At 55.8% G+C, this 14,811-nt stretch carries 9 protein-coding genes and 1 other RNA gene; 4 read left to right on the plus strand and 6 right to left on the minus strand.

Going from position 1 to position 14,811, the window contains the following annotated elements; translation table 11 throughout:
* Positions 1–85: 85 nt before the first annotated feature.
* Positions 86–496, minus strand: coding sequence for a 1,4-dihydroxy-2-naphthoyl-CoA hydrolase (gene menI, locus ACOT0L_RS21405; protein ID WP_022647858.1), 411 nt, complete (start codon positions 494–496; stop codon positions 86–88).
* Positions 493–3,549 (minus strand): D-2-hydroxyglutarate dehydrogenase YdiJ, encoded by a 3,057-nt coding sequence (ydiJ, locus tag ACOT0L_RS21410; protein WP_126504186.1) that lies wholly within the window; start codon positions 3,547–3,549, stop codon positions 493–495. The genes menI and ydiJ overlap by 4 nt, the downstream gene beginning before the upstream one ends.
* 199 nt (positions 3,550–3,748) lie before the next feature.
* Here ydiJ and ydiK point away from each other — a divergent pair, with 199 nt between their 5' ends.
* Both ydiK and rprA read left to right on the plus strand, forming a co-directional pair.
* Positions 3,749–4,864, plus strand: a complete 1,116-nt coding sequence (gene ydiK / locus ACOT0L_RS21415) for an AI-2E family transporter YdiK (RefSeq protein ID WP_022647856.1) — start codon at positions 3,749–3,751, stop codon at positions 4,862–4,864.
* Between the two features lie 209 nt (positions 4,865–5,073).
* Positions 5,074–5,181, plus strand: an RNA gene (rprA, locus tag ACOT0L_RS21420) — antisense sRNA RprA.
* Positions 5,182–5,366: 185 nt separating this feature from the next.
* Here the strand turns inward: rprA and ACOT0L_RS21425 are convergent.
* From ACOT0L_RS21425 to ppsA, 4 genes are all read right to left on the minus strand, one after another.
* Positions 5,367–5,573, minus strand: coding sequence for a hypothetical protein (locus tag ACOT0L_RS21425; protein WP_022647855.1), 207 nt, complete (start codon positions 5,571–5,573; stop codon positions 5,367–5,369).
* Between the two features lie 358 nt (positions 5,574–5,931).
* Positions 5,932–8,307: a glycoside hydrolase family 3 N-terminal domain-containing protein gene (locus ACOT0L_RS21430; protein WP_126314799.1), complete on the minus strand. Its 2,376-nt coding sequence runs from the start codon at positions 8,305–8,307 to the stop codon at positions 5,932–5,934.
* A 3-nt stretch (positions 8,308–8,310) separates the two neighbouring features.
* On the minus strand, positions 8,311–9,711 hold the full coding sequence (locus tag ACOT0L_RS21435; protein WP_038415905.1) for an MFS transporter: 1,401 nt from the start codon (positions 9,709–9,711) through the stop codon (positions 8,311–8,313).
* 234 nt (positions 9,712–9,945) lie between these two features.
* Positions 9,946–12,324, minus strand: coding sequence for a phosphoenolpyruvate synthase (gene ppsA / locus ACOT0L_RS21440; protein WP_126504184.1), 2,379 nt, complete (start codon positions 12,322–12,324; stop codon positions 9,946–9,948).
* A 335-nt stretch (positions 12,325–12,659) separates the two neighbouring features.
* Here ppsA and ppsR point away from each other — a divergent pair, with 335 nt between their 5' ends.
* Together ppsR and aroH are read left to right on the plus strand one after the other, a co-directional pair.
* Complete coding sequence (gene ppsR / locus ACOT0L_RS21445; protein WP_017384644.1) at positions 12,660–13,493, plus strand: posphoenolpyruvate synthetase regulatory kinase/phosphorylase PpsR; 834 nt, start codon at positions 12,660–12,662, stop codon at positions 13,491–13,493.
* Between the two features lie 150 nt (positions 13,494–13,643).
* Positions 13,644–14,690 (plus strand): 3-deoxy-7-phosphoheptulonate synthase AroH, encoded by a 1,047-nt coding sequence (gene aroH / locus ACOT0L_RS21450; RefSeq protein ID WP_023299917.1) that lies wholly within the window; start codon positions 13,644–13,646, stop codon positions 14,688–14,690.
* Positions 14,691–14,811: the final 121 nt, after the last annotated feature.

The raw sequence follows: 14,811 nt of genomic DNA on the forward strand, positions 1-14,811 counted from the left end.
GATGTCCTCGCTTATGTTCAAAACGTGACCAGTATATCACAATCAGACGGCTAATTTTTGACCAAAAGCAAGACATTCGGAAACTTTACACAACGGCCGTCGTCAGTCTGGATGAACAACACAGGCGATCCTGCTCGTCCAGAATATCAATCTGCCACACCTGATGACGACTTCCGGCGTGCAGTGCGCGGCAAACACCGCGCACGCGCCCGCTGCGAACGGAGCGGATGTGGTTGGCATTGACCTCCAGCCCGACCACCTTCTGCTCCCCTTCCGTACACAGGTAACCCGCGACCGACCCCAGCGTTTCGGCCAGCACGACGGACGCACCGCCGTGCAGCAGGCCAAACGGTTGATGAGTACGACTGTCTACTGGCATCGTCGCTTCAAGTTCGGTATCGCCAATGCGCGTAAACTGGATATCCAGCAAACCGACCATGTTTTCCGCACCCATGGCATTTAAGGCCTGCAGAGTGACCGCACGTTTCCAGATCATCCGATAATCTCCAGTAAAGCCTGCAAGGGATGGCGAACGCCGTTACCTTCCACCCGTTTCACCTGGCTGCGGCAGGAGTAGCCCGTCGCCAGACAGCGGTTACGCGGCAGGCGCTGCATTGCCTGGTGCCACGACAGCTCGTAAATGCCGAGCGAGTTAGCGTGGTTTTTGACTTCATGACCGTAGGTTCCGGCCATACCGCAGCAGCCCACGTTGACGCTTTCCAGCTTCGCGCCAAAGCGCGCGAAGATAGAAGCCCACTGGGCAGGCGCCGTCGGCAGCGCGGTCACTTCAGTGCAGTGCCCAAACAGGTACCAGGATTCTCCGCTGACCTCCTGAGGGGCCGTTTGCTTCAGCACCGCAGGCAGCCACTCATGCACCAGTAAGACCTGAAAATCACCGCGCTTATCGCCGAGCGTCTGCTTATATTCATCCCGGTAACAGAGCACCAGCGCCGGATCGACGCCCACCATTGGCATATCGAGCTGCGCCACGCGATTCAGGAAATCTGAAGTTTTCTGCGCGGTTTTCGCGAAGCGGGTCAGGAAACCTTTAATGTGCTGCGCCTTGCCGTTCGGCGAGAACGGCAGTACCACCGGCTGGTAGCCAATTTTCTCTGCCAGACGGACAAAATCAGCCACCACCTGCGCATCGTAATAGCTGGTAAACGGATCCTGCACCACCAGCACCACCTTCGCTTTCTGCTCAGGGCTTAATGCTTCCAGTTGTTCCAGGGTCATGTTCGCCGAGCGGTGCCCCACCAGCCGACGCTGGAGCGATGGCACCGACAGCAGCGGCAGATCCACCATGCCGATATGTTTTTCAGACAGTTTGCGCACCAGCGGCTGATTGATAAAGAAGTTAAAGGTTTTTGGCGCACGAGCCATTAGCGGCGCGTAACTCTCCACCGTTGCCACCAGATGATCGCGCATCGGGCGCAGATAACGCGTGTGGTACAGCTGGAGGAAGCGGGAACGGAATTCCGGCACATCAATTTTAATCGGGCACTGGGTTGAACACGCCTTGCACGCCAGGCAGCCGGACATCGCCTCTTTCACCTCATGCGAGAAATCGTATTCGCCTTTATTCGCATGCCAGCTGTTGCGGGTCCGTTCGATGAGCCCGCGCAGGCTGGCGCGTTTTTCCGGCAGCTCCAGTTCCAGCTTGAGCGGGTCAATGCCGCGGTCAGCCAGCAGGCGCAGCCATTCGCGCACCAGCGTCGCACGTCCTTTTGGGGAGTGGATGCGGTTGCTGGTGATTTTCATCGACGGACACATCGGGCTTTTCACATCGAAGTTGAAGCACAGCCCGTTGCCGTTGCACTCCATCGCGCCGCGCCAGGAAGCGCGTACCGCAATCGGAATTTGTCGGTCATAGGTGCCGCGCTTGACGGCGTCTACCTGCAACATCGGCGCATCAACGCCCTCTGGCGGGCAGATTTTACCCGGGTTAAGACGGTTATCAGGATCAAAAGCGGCTTTCACCTTACGCAGCTCGGCGTAGAGTTGTTCGCCAAAAAACGCCGGGCTGTACTCGGCGCGGAATCCTTTGCCATGCTCTCCCCATAACAAACCGCCATATTTGGCCGTAAGGGCCACGACTTCGTCGGAGATCTCCTTCATCAGGATCTCCTGCTGCGGATCACACATGTCCAGCGCCGGGCGCACGTGTAGCACACCCGCGTCAACGTGCCCGAACATGCCATAGCTCAGACCATGGCTGTCGAGCAGCGCACGAAACTCCACAATATAATCCGCCAGATGCTCCGGCGGCACGCAGGTATCTTCCGCAAACGGAATCGGCTTCGCCGCCCCTTTCGCGTTACCGAGCAGCCCCACCGCCTTTTTACGCATCGCGTAGATTCGCTCGATGCCGGAGAGGTCGTTACACAGCTGCCAGCCAATGACGCCGCCTTCCCCCTGTGCAATCAGCTCATCCAGACGCTGGCAGAGCGTGCTCACCTGGCTCTCAATCAGCTCTGCGTCATCGCCGGCGAACTCGACGATGTTCAGACCGAGCATCTCTTTATCCGGCACGTCGGTAATCAGTTCGCTCACCGAATGCCAGACAATATCTTCCCGGGCCAGGTTCAGGACTTTTGAATCAACGGTTTCCACCGACAGCGCCCGCGCCTCCACCATAAACGGGGCATTACGCAGCGCGGAGTCAAAGGAGTTGTATTTGACGTTCACCAGACGGCGCACCTTCGGCAGCGGGGTGATATCCAGACGCGCTTCGGTGATAAAGGCCAACGTCCCTTCTGACCCGGTCAGTACGCGGGTAAGATCGAACTGGCTCAGATCGTCATTAAAGACATGGCGCAGATCGTAGCCCGTCAGGAAGCGATTGAGCTTCGGGAATTTGTCGAGGATCAGTTCGCGATTTTCGCGGCAGCGCTCCAGCACGGTGCGATAAATCCGTCCGCTGGTGGTGCTCTCTTTTGCCAGCGTTTCAGCCAGTTCGACCGGCAACGGCTGGGTATCGAGAATATCGCCCCCCAGCAGCACCGCCCGCACACCCATGACGTGATCGGAGGTTTTGCCGTAGACCAGCGAGCCCTGCCCTGAGGCATCGGTGTTGATCATCCCGCCAAGGGTTGCGCGGTTACTGGTGGAAAGCTCGGGCGCAAAAAAATAGCCATACGGTTTTAAAAACTGATTCAGCTGATCTTTGATTACCCCCGCTTCCACACGCACCCACCCCTCTTCCGGGTTGATCTCAATGATGCGATTCATATAGCGGGACATATCAACGATGATGCCCTGGTTCAGCGCCTGCCCATTGGTGCCCGTCCCGCCGCCGCGCGGGGTAAAGACCAGGGAGCTGAAACGCTCCTGCGACGCCAGACGGGCGATGAGGGCCACATCGGCGGTAGAGCGCGGGAAAACGACGGCATCGGGAAGAAGCTGGTAAATACTGTTATCGGTTGCCATCGTCAGCCTGTCGGCATAATCGGTGGCGGTATCACCTGTAAAACCCTGTTGCTCCAGTGCCTGCAAAAAATTAAGCACCAGTTGAACGACGCCCGGTGCCTGAGAAATCTGTGGGATCATTGCTGTCGACCCTAATGAGAATAGTGTGAAATCGTTTGCGTTGTGTCTGGAAAGTTTTATCACATTTTTTTCTTATGTGCTTCGTAGAATTACGGGCAAAATCCGCCTGTCAAAAATCGCTGAAATCACTAATGATTAGAGAGATGCGGTTTATATTCCCATCAGCCTTGCTGGTGTTCATTTAAGGAAAGTTTCGTTTATGGTCAATCTTCGTCAGCCCAGGGATGTCGCACAGATACTGCTGTCGGTGCTGTTCTTAGCCATTATGATTATTGCGTGTCTGTGGATTGTTCGTCCTTTCGTGCTCGGATTTGCCTGGGCCGCGACCGTCGTGGTCGCAACCTGGCCTTTACTCTTACGTTTGCAGAAACTGCTGTTTGGTCGCCGCGGCCTTGCCGTGCTGGTGATGACGCTGCTGCTGTTCCTGCTGTTTATTATTCCCATTGCGCTGCTGGTTAACAGCCTGGTTGACAGCAGCGGCCCGGTTATTCGCGCGGTCACCAGCGGTGACATGACGCTGCCGGATCTCGCGTGGCTGAACAGCATTCCTGTTGTGGGCGCAAAACTATACAGCGGCTGGCACAGCCTGCTGGAGATGGGCGGTAGCGCCCTGATGGCCAAAGTGCGCCCGTACATCGGCACAACCACCACCTGGTTTGTCGGGCAGGCTGCACATATTGGTCGCTTCATGATGCACTGTACGTTGATGCTGGTCTTCAGCGCCCTGCTGTACTGGCGCGGCGAGCAGGTTGCGCTGGGGGTACGCCATTTCGCCACCCGGCTGGCAGGTAAACGCGGCGATGCGGCCGTGCTGCTGGCAGCCCAGGCCGTTCGCGCGGTGGCGCTCGGCGTGGTGGTCACAGCGCTGGTGCAGGCGGTGCTTGGCGGTATCGGGCTGGCGGTTTCCGGCGTACCTTATGCCACCATTTTCACCGTTGTCATGCTGATGACCTGTCTGGCACAGCTTGGTCCGCTGCTGGTGCTGGTTCCCTGCATTATCTGGCTTTACTGGACGGGGGACACGACCTGGGGCACGGTGCTGCTGGTCTGGAGTTGCGTGGTGGGCACCATGGATAACGTGATTCGTCCTCTCCTCATCCGCATGGGCGCTGATCTGCCGCTGATTCTGATCCTGTCCGGGGTGATCGGGGGGTTGATTGCCTTCGGCATGATTGGCCTGTTTATCGGTCCGGTGCTGCTTGCGGTAACCTGGCGTCTCTTCTCTGCCTGGGTGCATGAAGTGCCGCCACCCGGAACCGATCCGGACCTCATCTTAAGCGAACTTGAAGAGCTGGAAGATAAGAACGCGCAGTAATAACCTTTGCCGGGTGGCGCTAACGCTTACCCGGCCTACACTCTTCGCAGGAATACTTAAACGTTGCTAAACTATTTATTCTCTGCGCACTGGTCAGACCCGCCTTTTCATGCCTAAAACCGTCATTCTCTTCAAGAAATCTTTACCTCCCTTTAACTATTGAGACGAATCCGATCGACTCATAAAGTTGGCATGCCTACTATTAAGACACGGTTATAAATCAACACCTTGATTTATAAGCATGGAAATCCCCTGAGTGAAACAACGAATTGCTGTGTGTAGTCTTTGCCCATCTCCCACGATGGGCTTTTTTTTATTTACCTTATGCTGAGCGCACAGGATTTAGGCGTGTTTTAAACGAAACAACCGTTCATTACAGACGGATGAATAGCGATGAAAGAGTTTTACTGTTTAGTTCCATTCGTCATAAGCATATGCCATTTCACTATCAACTGAATATCTTTCTCGTACCAACAGCCAATTGGCGTTCCTAAAAACGCCATCATTTAGCTTTATCTTTTATACTTTTTTCAACCTGAGCATGAAGATTCATGCAGTTTATATACCCTTCTCTACGCGCTGCGTTGACTTCCGTAGCGTGTCTTAACTCCATTGCTAACAACTTATCTTCCATGACAGAAAGGCGATAAATCAGGGCGCACACAATCATTAAAAGAATAATGAATAACACCGAAATATCTACAACCACTTAACCTCTCCAGTTACTTATTGAATCCTGAGTTCTGACGCTATGCACTGTAGTTCTTCGTTTTCCCTGCATTGCGTTGTCATGTAGCCGTTGCACAGGGAACTTAAATCAGACAGAGTCCGTATCTTCATTTAAATTTCATCTTTTATAGCTCATCAAACCTATCAGGCTATCTGGCGCAGTCCTGCAACCAGCAGACGGTGAGGAGTAGCTATATCAGTTCCAGGCTCAGAGCAAGGCGGCTAAGACTATTCTTATGCGAACTATTTTTTTAAGTTATTAGTGCTTTGTAAGTTCATTTTCTTCTTTTAATTGCTTGAAAGAGGACTCGCCTTTGTGGCCAGGCGAGTCCTGAATATTAATTTTTACAAATTTCACTCCTACTCAACATCTGCCATTCCCCCTCCAGCACCCGCGTCTCCCCGGTCACCTGCACGTTCACCACCTCGCGTATATCCGCCGAGGATGCGCCAACCTGTAGCTCAAATTCCCCTGGCTCGACAATCCGCTTCCCGTCCCGGCGGGTGAAATTAAACATCTCCACCGGCAGGGTAAAGGTCAGGGTGGCGTTTTCTCCCGGTGAAAGCGTAACGCGTTGAAACGCTTTCAGCTCCTGAAGCGGACGAACCTGCGTCGCGACTTTGTCACGCACGTACACCTGTATTACTTCGCTGCCGCTGCGCTCCCCGATGTTGCTGACATCGACGCTTAACACCACCTCTCCGTCGACCGGGACGTGGCTTTCAGCGAGACGCGCCGCACTCCAGCGAAACTGCGTCCAGCCCAGACCGTAACCGAACGGGTAAAGTGCGCCGAAATGGAACGCAAACGGCGTGCCGCCGCTTTTCAGCTTGTGGTTATAGTAGTACGGCATCGCCCCGGCGTTTTTCGGCACGCTGACTACCAGCCTGCCCTGCGGCTCCGCGCGGCCGGTTAAGATATCGGCAATCGCCCAGCCCCCTTCCTGCCCCGGCGCCCAGGCCATCATCAGCGCGGCCACCTTCTCTTCCAGCCCCTGAAGGTTATAAGGACGCCCGCCCGTCATGACGACAATTACCGGCTTGCCGGTTGCCACCAGCTCCTCAAGCAGCTGTTGCTGCACGCCCGGCAGATTCAGCGAATCGGTATCCGATCCTTCCCCCACGGTGCCGCTCTGGAATAGCCCGGCGAGGTCGCCCACGCAGGCCACCACCACGTCACTCTCTTTTGCCGCGCTCACGGCTTCGGGGATCAAATCCGTGCGTTGTGAAACCGGCGATTGCTGCATCGGTTTACCGCCGCTGTCGCCCGGGAACACCGGCGCACCCGCCATCCGTTTTTCGATAATGTGGCACCCTTTGGCGTAACGTATCTGCGATGCACCAAGGTACTGTTCCAGCGCCGCGCGCGGGGTTGTCACCTGCGAGGTCTCTTCAACCATATCGCTGATGATCAGGTGAACCGGGAAGCTGTAGCCGCTCAGCAACGCCAGCGGATCGTCCGCCGTCGGCCCCACTACCGCTACACGGGGTTTTCCGCCGAGGGGCAAAATGCCGTTATTTTCCAGCAGCGTGATCGATTTTGTTGCCACCTCGCGCGCCACCTGCCGGGTCGCCTCATTCTGCAAATCGATACCTTTTTCGTCGGCGTACGGTTTTTCAAACAGCCCGAGACGGAATTTTTCACTTAGCACGCGCGCCACAATCTCATCCACTTTCGCCATTGAGATAAGCCCACGCTCTACCGCTTCCGCCAGATGACGCGCGCAGTCATCCTTCGGCAATTCCACGTCCAGCCCGGCGTTAAACGCCAGCGCCGCCGATTCTGCTGGACCGTGAGAAATCCCATGGTGCTGGTGCAGCAGGCTGACGCCGCCGTAATCCGCGACAATAATGCCGTCGAAGCCCCACTGTTCACGCAGCACGGTGGTGAGCAGGAAATGGTCGCTGTGCCCTGGCTGATTATCGATGTCATGATAGGCCGGCATCACCGAACCGGCGTTGGCCAGCTTCACCGCCATCTCAAACGGTAGCAGGAAGGTATCGTTTAGCTCGCTGAAACCCAGATGGACCGGCGCATGATTGCGCGCCCCTTCGCTGAAGGAGTGCCCCACGTAATGTTTCAGGGTCGCCAGCAGATCGCGCTTATCGCCCTGCAACCCCTTCACGTACGCCGTCGCCATCACCCCTACCAGCCACGGATCTTCCCCAAAGGTCTCTTCCGTCCGTCCCCAGCGCACATCGCGCGAGACATCCAGCACCGGGGCCAGCCCCTGCTGGCACCCGACAGACCGGGCCTCGTTGCCAATCTGCTCCGCCGCGCGCTGCACCAGCGCCGGGTCCCAGGTGGAACCGTAGTTCAGCGACGACGGGAACAGGGTTGCATCTTTGCACAGCAGCCCCACCAGACACTCCTCATGAAACAGCGCCGGAATGCCGAGCCGGGTCTCCTCCATCATCATACGTTGCAGGCGGTTAGCGGCACGCACGCCGGTTTTTGCATCAACAATGTGCGTGCCGAGCGGACGGGTGATCTGCCCGACGCCCAGCTTCAGCCTTTCGCTGAGGGACGCCTGTTCGCTCACGCCGGCGAACTCATCGCTCAAATCGCTACGCTCGCGGTGGTTGCCGTGTTCATCGAGGATCAGCCAGTACGCGTGCATCTGGGCAAATTTCTCTTCCGGCGTCATACGCGCCAGTAAATCAGCGACACGCTCGTGTACGGGACGTCCCGCGTCCTTGTAGATCACAGTCATGGTTTACTCCTGTAGTGCGGATTGGGTTACCGGGCTGAGCTGCCCCGCATCGTTTCGAATGTCTCGCTTGCTGGCCAGCTCACGGGCAATGGAATCCACCAGTCGGCTGTTGAGTTTGTAGATAGCAAGGAGCGCCACCATGCAGAGGAACAGCGCGCAGGGGATCAGGGTGAACAGGGCATTGATGGTTGCGAGAACGTGAGGCGCCTGGTTTGCCTGTCCGGGCGCGTAATCCACCATGCCCAGCACCCAACCGACCACCGCCCCACCCAGCGCCAGCCCAAACTTGATGGCAAACAGGGCGGTAGAAAAGACCAGCCCGTCCAGACGGCGGCCGCTGCGGTGTTCTTCGTAGTCCACCACATCGGAGAACATGGTCCATTGCAGCGGCGTGGTCAGGTTCTGAATAAAACTAAACACAATATTCAGACCGAATATCAGCCACACCTGCGAAGGAGGAATGAAGAAAATCAACGCGCCAAAAATAACGAAAGAAATAATGGTCCACTGATAGGCACGTACGCGATCAAATTTCCCCAGCAGGCGTTCAGATAATAATGCGCCGCTTAAGGATGCCACCATGCCGGAAACAATAAAGGCAAAGACCAGTTCAGGACGTAACAGAACATAGTTAACGTAATACATGGTCGCAGAGCCACGCGTCACGACGGCGGTTAACAGTAAAATATTAAACAGAAAAACAATTCGCCACTGGCTGTTGGCGGCCAGCAGTTTTAAATCCGTCAGCATCGAGCCGGAGGTGTCATTGCGTGGCGAGTAACGCTCCCGGGTCATAAAGAAGCAGCAGAAGAATAAAATAATACCCAGCAGCCCCATCAGGCTCATGGCATAGAAATAACCTTTTTGCACATTCCCCTGACCTAATAATGAGACCAGCGGCAGCGCGATGACCGTTACAATCAACCCGCCGATAAACGACAGGCCAAAGCGCCAGGATTGCAGCGAGTGGCGCTCGCGCGGGTCGAGCGTCAGCGCGCCGGGCATGGCGCAGTATGGAACGTTAATCGCGGAGTAGATCAGGCTCAGGATGGCATAGGTTACGCAGGCATAGACAATTTTCGCCGTCTGCCCGGCATCCGGTACGTAGAAGGTAATCAGGCAGCTCACGCCAAACGGAATGGCAAACCAGAGCAGCCAGGGACGAAAACGACCGTGGCGGGTCTGAGTGCGGTCCACCAGCGCGCCAATGCACGGATCGACAAACGCATCGATCACGCGCACCACTAAAAACATGGTGCCCATAATGGCCGCCGGCAAACCGAATACGTCCGTATAGAAATACGCGAGAAATAACGTTGCCGTTTGCCAGACCAGCGCGCTGGCCATATCACCGAGGCCATAACCTATTTTATCTTTGGTACGTAATACAGAGGAGATTGTCATTGTTATTTGCCTTTTTATCAGGTTAAAACGTATTTCAACCAGTCGCGCATCACCCCGACGGATGTACGCGGTAAGGCTCAAGTATTAGCAACGCCCTGCCCACTAACAATTGTCTAAATTAACAGATAAATTATGATATTTGGTTTTTTGCTTTATTTGTGATGGTGAGCATATTCGCAGGAAAATAAAAAAGGCGAGGACAGATATCCTCGCCTTTTTCAGGTTATGCAGGTTTTACTTGTTCAGCTCTGCCAGGCTCAGCCAGGTTTGCACCACGGTGTCCGGGTTCAGGGAGAGGCTATCAATTCCCTCGTCCATCAGCCAGGCCGCAAAGTCTTCATGGTCAGAAGGACCCTGGCCGCAGATCCCGACATATTTACCCTGTTTCTTCGCCGCGCGGATGGCCATGGAGAGCAGCGCTTTCACCGCCTCGTTACGCTCATCGAACAGCTCAGAGACGACGCCGGAGTCGCGGTCCAGGCCGAGCGCCAGCTGCGTCATGTCATTCGAGCCAATGGAGAAGCCGTCGAAGTGCTCCAGGAACTGCTCGGCCAGCAGGGCGTTGGACGGAATTTCACACATCATGATGATCTTCAGCCCGTTCTCACCGCGCTTCAGCCCCTGACGCGCCAGCTCATCCACCACCGCTTTCGCCTGATCCACGGTACGGACGAACGGGATCATGATTTCCACGTTGGTCAGCCCCATGTCGTTGCGCACGCGTTTTACCGCCTCGCACTCCAGCGCGAAGCAGTCGCGGAAGCTTTCCGACACGTAGCGTCCGGCGCCGCGGAAGCCCAGCATCGGGTTCTCTTCTTCCGGCTCGTAGCGTTCGCCGCCCACCAGGTTGGCGTATTCGTTGGACTTAAAGTCCGACAGACGCACGATCACGCGTTTCGGGTAGAAGGCCGCGCCGAGCGTGGCGATCCCTTCCGTCAGACGACCCACATAGAACTCTTTCGGCGAGTCGTACCCCTTCATCATCTCGCGGATTTCGTTTTGCAGTTTTGCGTCCTGGTCGTCGAACTCCAGCAGCGCACGCGGGTGCACCCCGATCATGCGGTTAATAATAAATTCCAGACGCGCCAGGCCCACGCCTTCGTTCGGCAGGCAGGCGAAGTCAAACGCGCGGTCCGGGTTACCGACGTTCATCATGATCTTCAGCGGCAGGTCCGGCATGGTATCCACGCTGGAACTTTTCACGCTGAAGTCGAGGATATCGGCATACACGTACCCGGTATCGCCTTCAGCGCAGGAGACCGTCACCTTCTGGTCGTCCTTCATGCGCTCGGTGGCATCACCGCAGCCGACTACCGCCGGGATCCCCAGCTCACGGGCGATAATAGCCGCGTGACAGGTACGGCCGCCGCGGTTGGTGACGATGGCAGCCGCTTTTTTCATGATCGGTTCCCAGTCCGGGTCGGTCATGTCGGTCACCAGCACGTCGCCGGGCTGAATGCGGTTCATCTCGCTGATGTCGTGGATCACTTTCACCGGACCGGCACCGATGCGGTGACCAATTGCGCGGCCTTCCGCGACAATTTTGCCCTGCGCGTGCAGGGTGTAGCGCTCCATGACCTGACCGCGCGAACGGACGGTTTCCGGACGCGCCTGCACGATAAACAGCTTGCCGGTGTGTCCGTCTTTCGCCCACTCGATGTCCATTGGACGGCCATAGTGTTTTTCAATCTGCACCGCCTGCTTCGCCAGCTCTTCCACTTCGGCGTCGGTGAGCGAGAAGCGATCCCGCTGCTCCTGCGGCACATCTTCAATGGTGACCTGCTTGCCATGCTCTTGCGTCGGAGCATAGATCATGCGAATTTTTTTCGAACCCATGGTGCGACGTACCACTGCCGGACGGTTAGCCGCCAGCGTAGGCTTGTGCACGTAGAATTCGTCAGGGTTCACCGCCCCCTGCACCACCATCTCGCCCAAACCCCACGCGGAGGTGATAAACACCACCTGGTCGAAGCCGGACTCAGTGTCGATAGAGAACATCACGCCGGAAGAGCCTACGTCCGAGCGCACCATGCGCTGCACGCCGGCGGAAAGCGCGACGCCGCGATGGTCGTAGCCCTGGTGCACGCGATAGGAGATGGCGCGGTCATTAAACAGGGAAGCAAACACGTGCTTCACCGCCACCAGCACCGCATCGTAACCCTGAACGTTCAGGAAGGTTTCCTGCTGTCCGGCGAACGAGGCATCGGGCATATCTTCTGCGGTTGCAGAAGAACGCACGGCAAAGGAGGCCTGCGCATCGTCAGCGGAGAGCTGGTTGTAGGCGTCGTGAATGGCTTTTTCCAGTTCCGGCTGGAAAGGTGTGTCGATAATCCACTGGCGGATTTGCGCGCCGGCTTTGGCAAGCTCGGTGACATCATCAATATCCGTTTTATCCAGCAGGTCGTAAATGCGCTGGTTTACACCGCTCTGGTCTAAAAACAGGTTAAACGCATCGGCGGTTGTGGCAAACCCGTTTGGTACGGAGACACCCATACCGGACAGATTTGTAATCATTTCACCCAGGGAGGCATTTTTGCCCCCAACTCTGTCTACATCATTCATGCCGAGTTGGTTATACCAAAGCACCAGCGGTGACGAGCCATTGTTGGACATCGAAACAATCCTTTTGTGATATTTGATCGGAGTAAGAAACACCTGACTACGTATTTATACTGGCATATTTATTTCCGCTAAAAAAACGGTGAATCGTGTAAGCAATTTAAATTTTCAACTTTTCGGACAGTTCCCCCGCCCTCGCTAACCCGATGATTCCTATAGATTCCGTCAAAAACCATAGAAATAACGCCGCTAATCAGAAAATGAAATCCACTTTTCAGGAAAATCAAAAACACCATTTCATTTTAAATTCAGATAAGTTCTTTGCTGTGCAATTAACTTTTTTAATTTATGCTTTCAGGCAATTACGTACGCTATTCAGGGTGGATAAAATGGATAATGCTGTCGATCGCCACGTTTTTTATATTTCTGATGGGACGGCGATTACCGCCGAGGTGCTGGGACACGCGGTGATGTCGCAGTTTCCCGTGTCGATAAACAGCATCACGCTGCCGTTCGTGGAAAACGAGAGCCGGGCCAAAGCGGTCAAGGACCAGATCGACGCCATTTACCAGCAGACCGGTGTTCGTCCGCTGGTGTTCTATTCCATTGTGATCCCTGAGATCCGCAACATCATTCTGCAAAGCGAGGGCTTCTGTCAGGATATCGTGCAGGCGCTGGTTGCACCCTTGCAAAGCGAGCTGAAGCTCGACCCGACGCCGATCGCTCACCGTACCCACGGGCTGAACCCCGGCAACCTGACCAAATACGATGCGCGTATTGCCGCCATTGACTACACTCTGGCGCACGACGACGGGATCTCGCTGCGCAATCTGGACCAGGCGCAGGTCATTTTGCTAGGCGTGTCGCGCTGCGGTAAAACCCCCACCAGCCTTTACCTGGCAATGCAGTTTGGCATTCGCGCCGCTAACTACCCCTTTATTGCCGATGATATGGACAACCTGGTGCTGCCTGCCGCGCTCAAGCCGCTTCAGCATAAGCTGTTTGGGCTGACCATCAACCCGGAACGACTGGCGGCGATCCGCGAAGAACGTCGCGAGAACAGCCGCTACGCCTCAATGCGCCAGTGCCGAATGGAAGTCTCCGAAGTCGAAGCGCTGTACCGGAAAAATCAGATCCCCTGGCTGAACAGTACCAACTATTCAGTAGAAGAAATTGCCACCAAGATCCTCGATATCATGGGACTGAATCGCCGCATGTACTAATATGCTAGTACATTAATCCAGTTTCAGTTATTATCATGCCATCCTCGGGGCGACGTGCCCCGAACTTGAAATCAGCAGGGATTGGTTTAAGGTGATGCCCATCACTTCCCGGTAGTCTGCCGATGAAGCAAAAAATTTCTGAGACATTCCATGAACAAAACCGACGAACTGCGCACCGCGCGCATTGATAGCCTGGTCACCCCGGCTGAGCTGGCCCGGCTGCACCCCGTTTCCGCCGAGGTGGCGGACCATGTGACGGCCTCCCGTCGCCGCATCGAAAAAATTCTCAATGGTGAAGACAAACGTCTTCTGGTAGTAATTGGCCCCTGCTCCATCCACGACCTGGACGCGGCGATGGATTATGCACAACGCCTTCAGACGCTGCGCGGCACGTATCAGGATCGCCTGGAGATCGTGATGCGTACCTACTTTGAAAAACCGCGTACTGTCGTGGGCTGGAAAGGATTGATATCCGATCCCGATCTGAACGGTAGTTACCGGGTGAATCACGGCATTGCGCTGGCGCGTAAGCTGCTGCTACAGGTTAACGAGCTGGGCGTGCCGACCGCTACCGAATTTCTGGATATGGTGACCGGACAGTTTATTGCCGACCTCATTAGCTGGGGCGCGATTGGCGCGCGTACCACCGAAAGCCAGATCCACCGTGAAATGGCGTCGGCGCTCTCCTGCCCGGTGGGCTTCAAAAACGGAACGGACGGCAATACCCGCATCGCCGTTGATGCCATCCGCGCGTCACGCGCCAGCCATATGTTCCTCTCCCCGGATAAAAACGGCCAGATGACCATCTACCAGACCAGCGGCAACCCGTTCGGACATATCATTATGCGTGGCGGTAAAAAACCGAATTACCATGCAGAAGATATTGCCGCCGCCTGCGAAACGCTGGCGGAATTTGACCTGCCGGAGCATCTGGTGGTGGATTTCAGCCACGGCAACTGCCAGAAACAGCACCGCCGCCAGCTGGACGTCTGCGATGAAGTCTGCCAGCAGATCCGCAGCGGCTCGACCGCCATTGCAGGAATTATGGCGGAGAGCTTTATCAAAGAAGGCACGCAGAAGATCGTCGCCGGACAGCAAATGGTGTACGGCCAGTCGATCACCGACCCGTGCCTGAGCTGGGAAGACAGCGAACGGCTGCTGGAGAAGCTGGCTTCAGCCGTGGACACGCGCTTTTAAAATCCTGCCGGGTGACGCTGCGCTTACCCGGCCTACGGTACGTGCCCTTCTCCCTCTCCCCATGGGCTGAGGGATCCCCAGTAATTTTTTTATGCAGAAGCAATAAAGTTGCTTTCTAAAT

This window comes from Enterobacter cloacae complex sp. XAL002 (genome assembly GCF_049236805.1).
Lineage (GTDB): Bacteria > Pseudomonadota > Gammaproteobacteria > Enterobacterales > Enterobacteriaceae > Enterobacter > Enterobacter intestinihominis.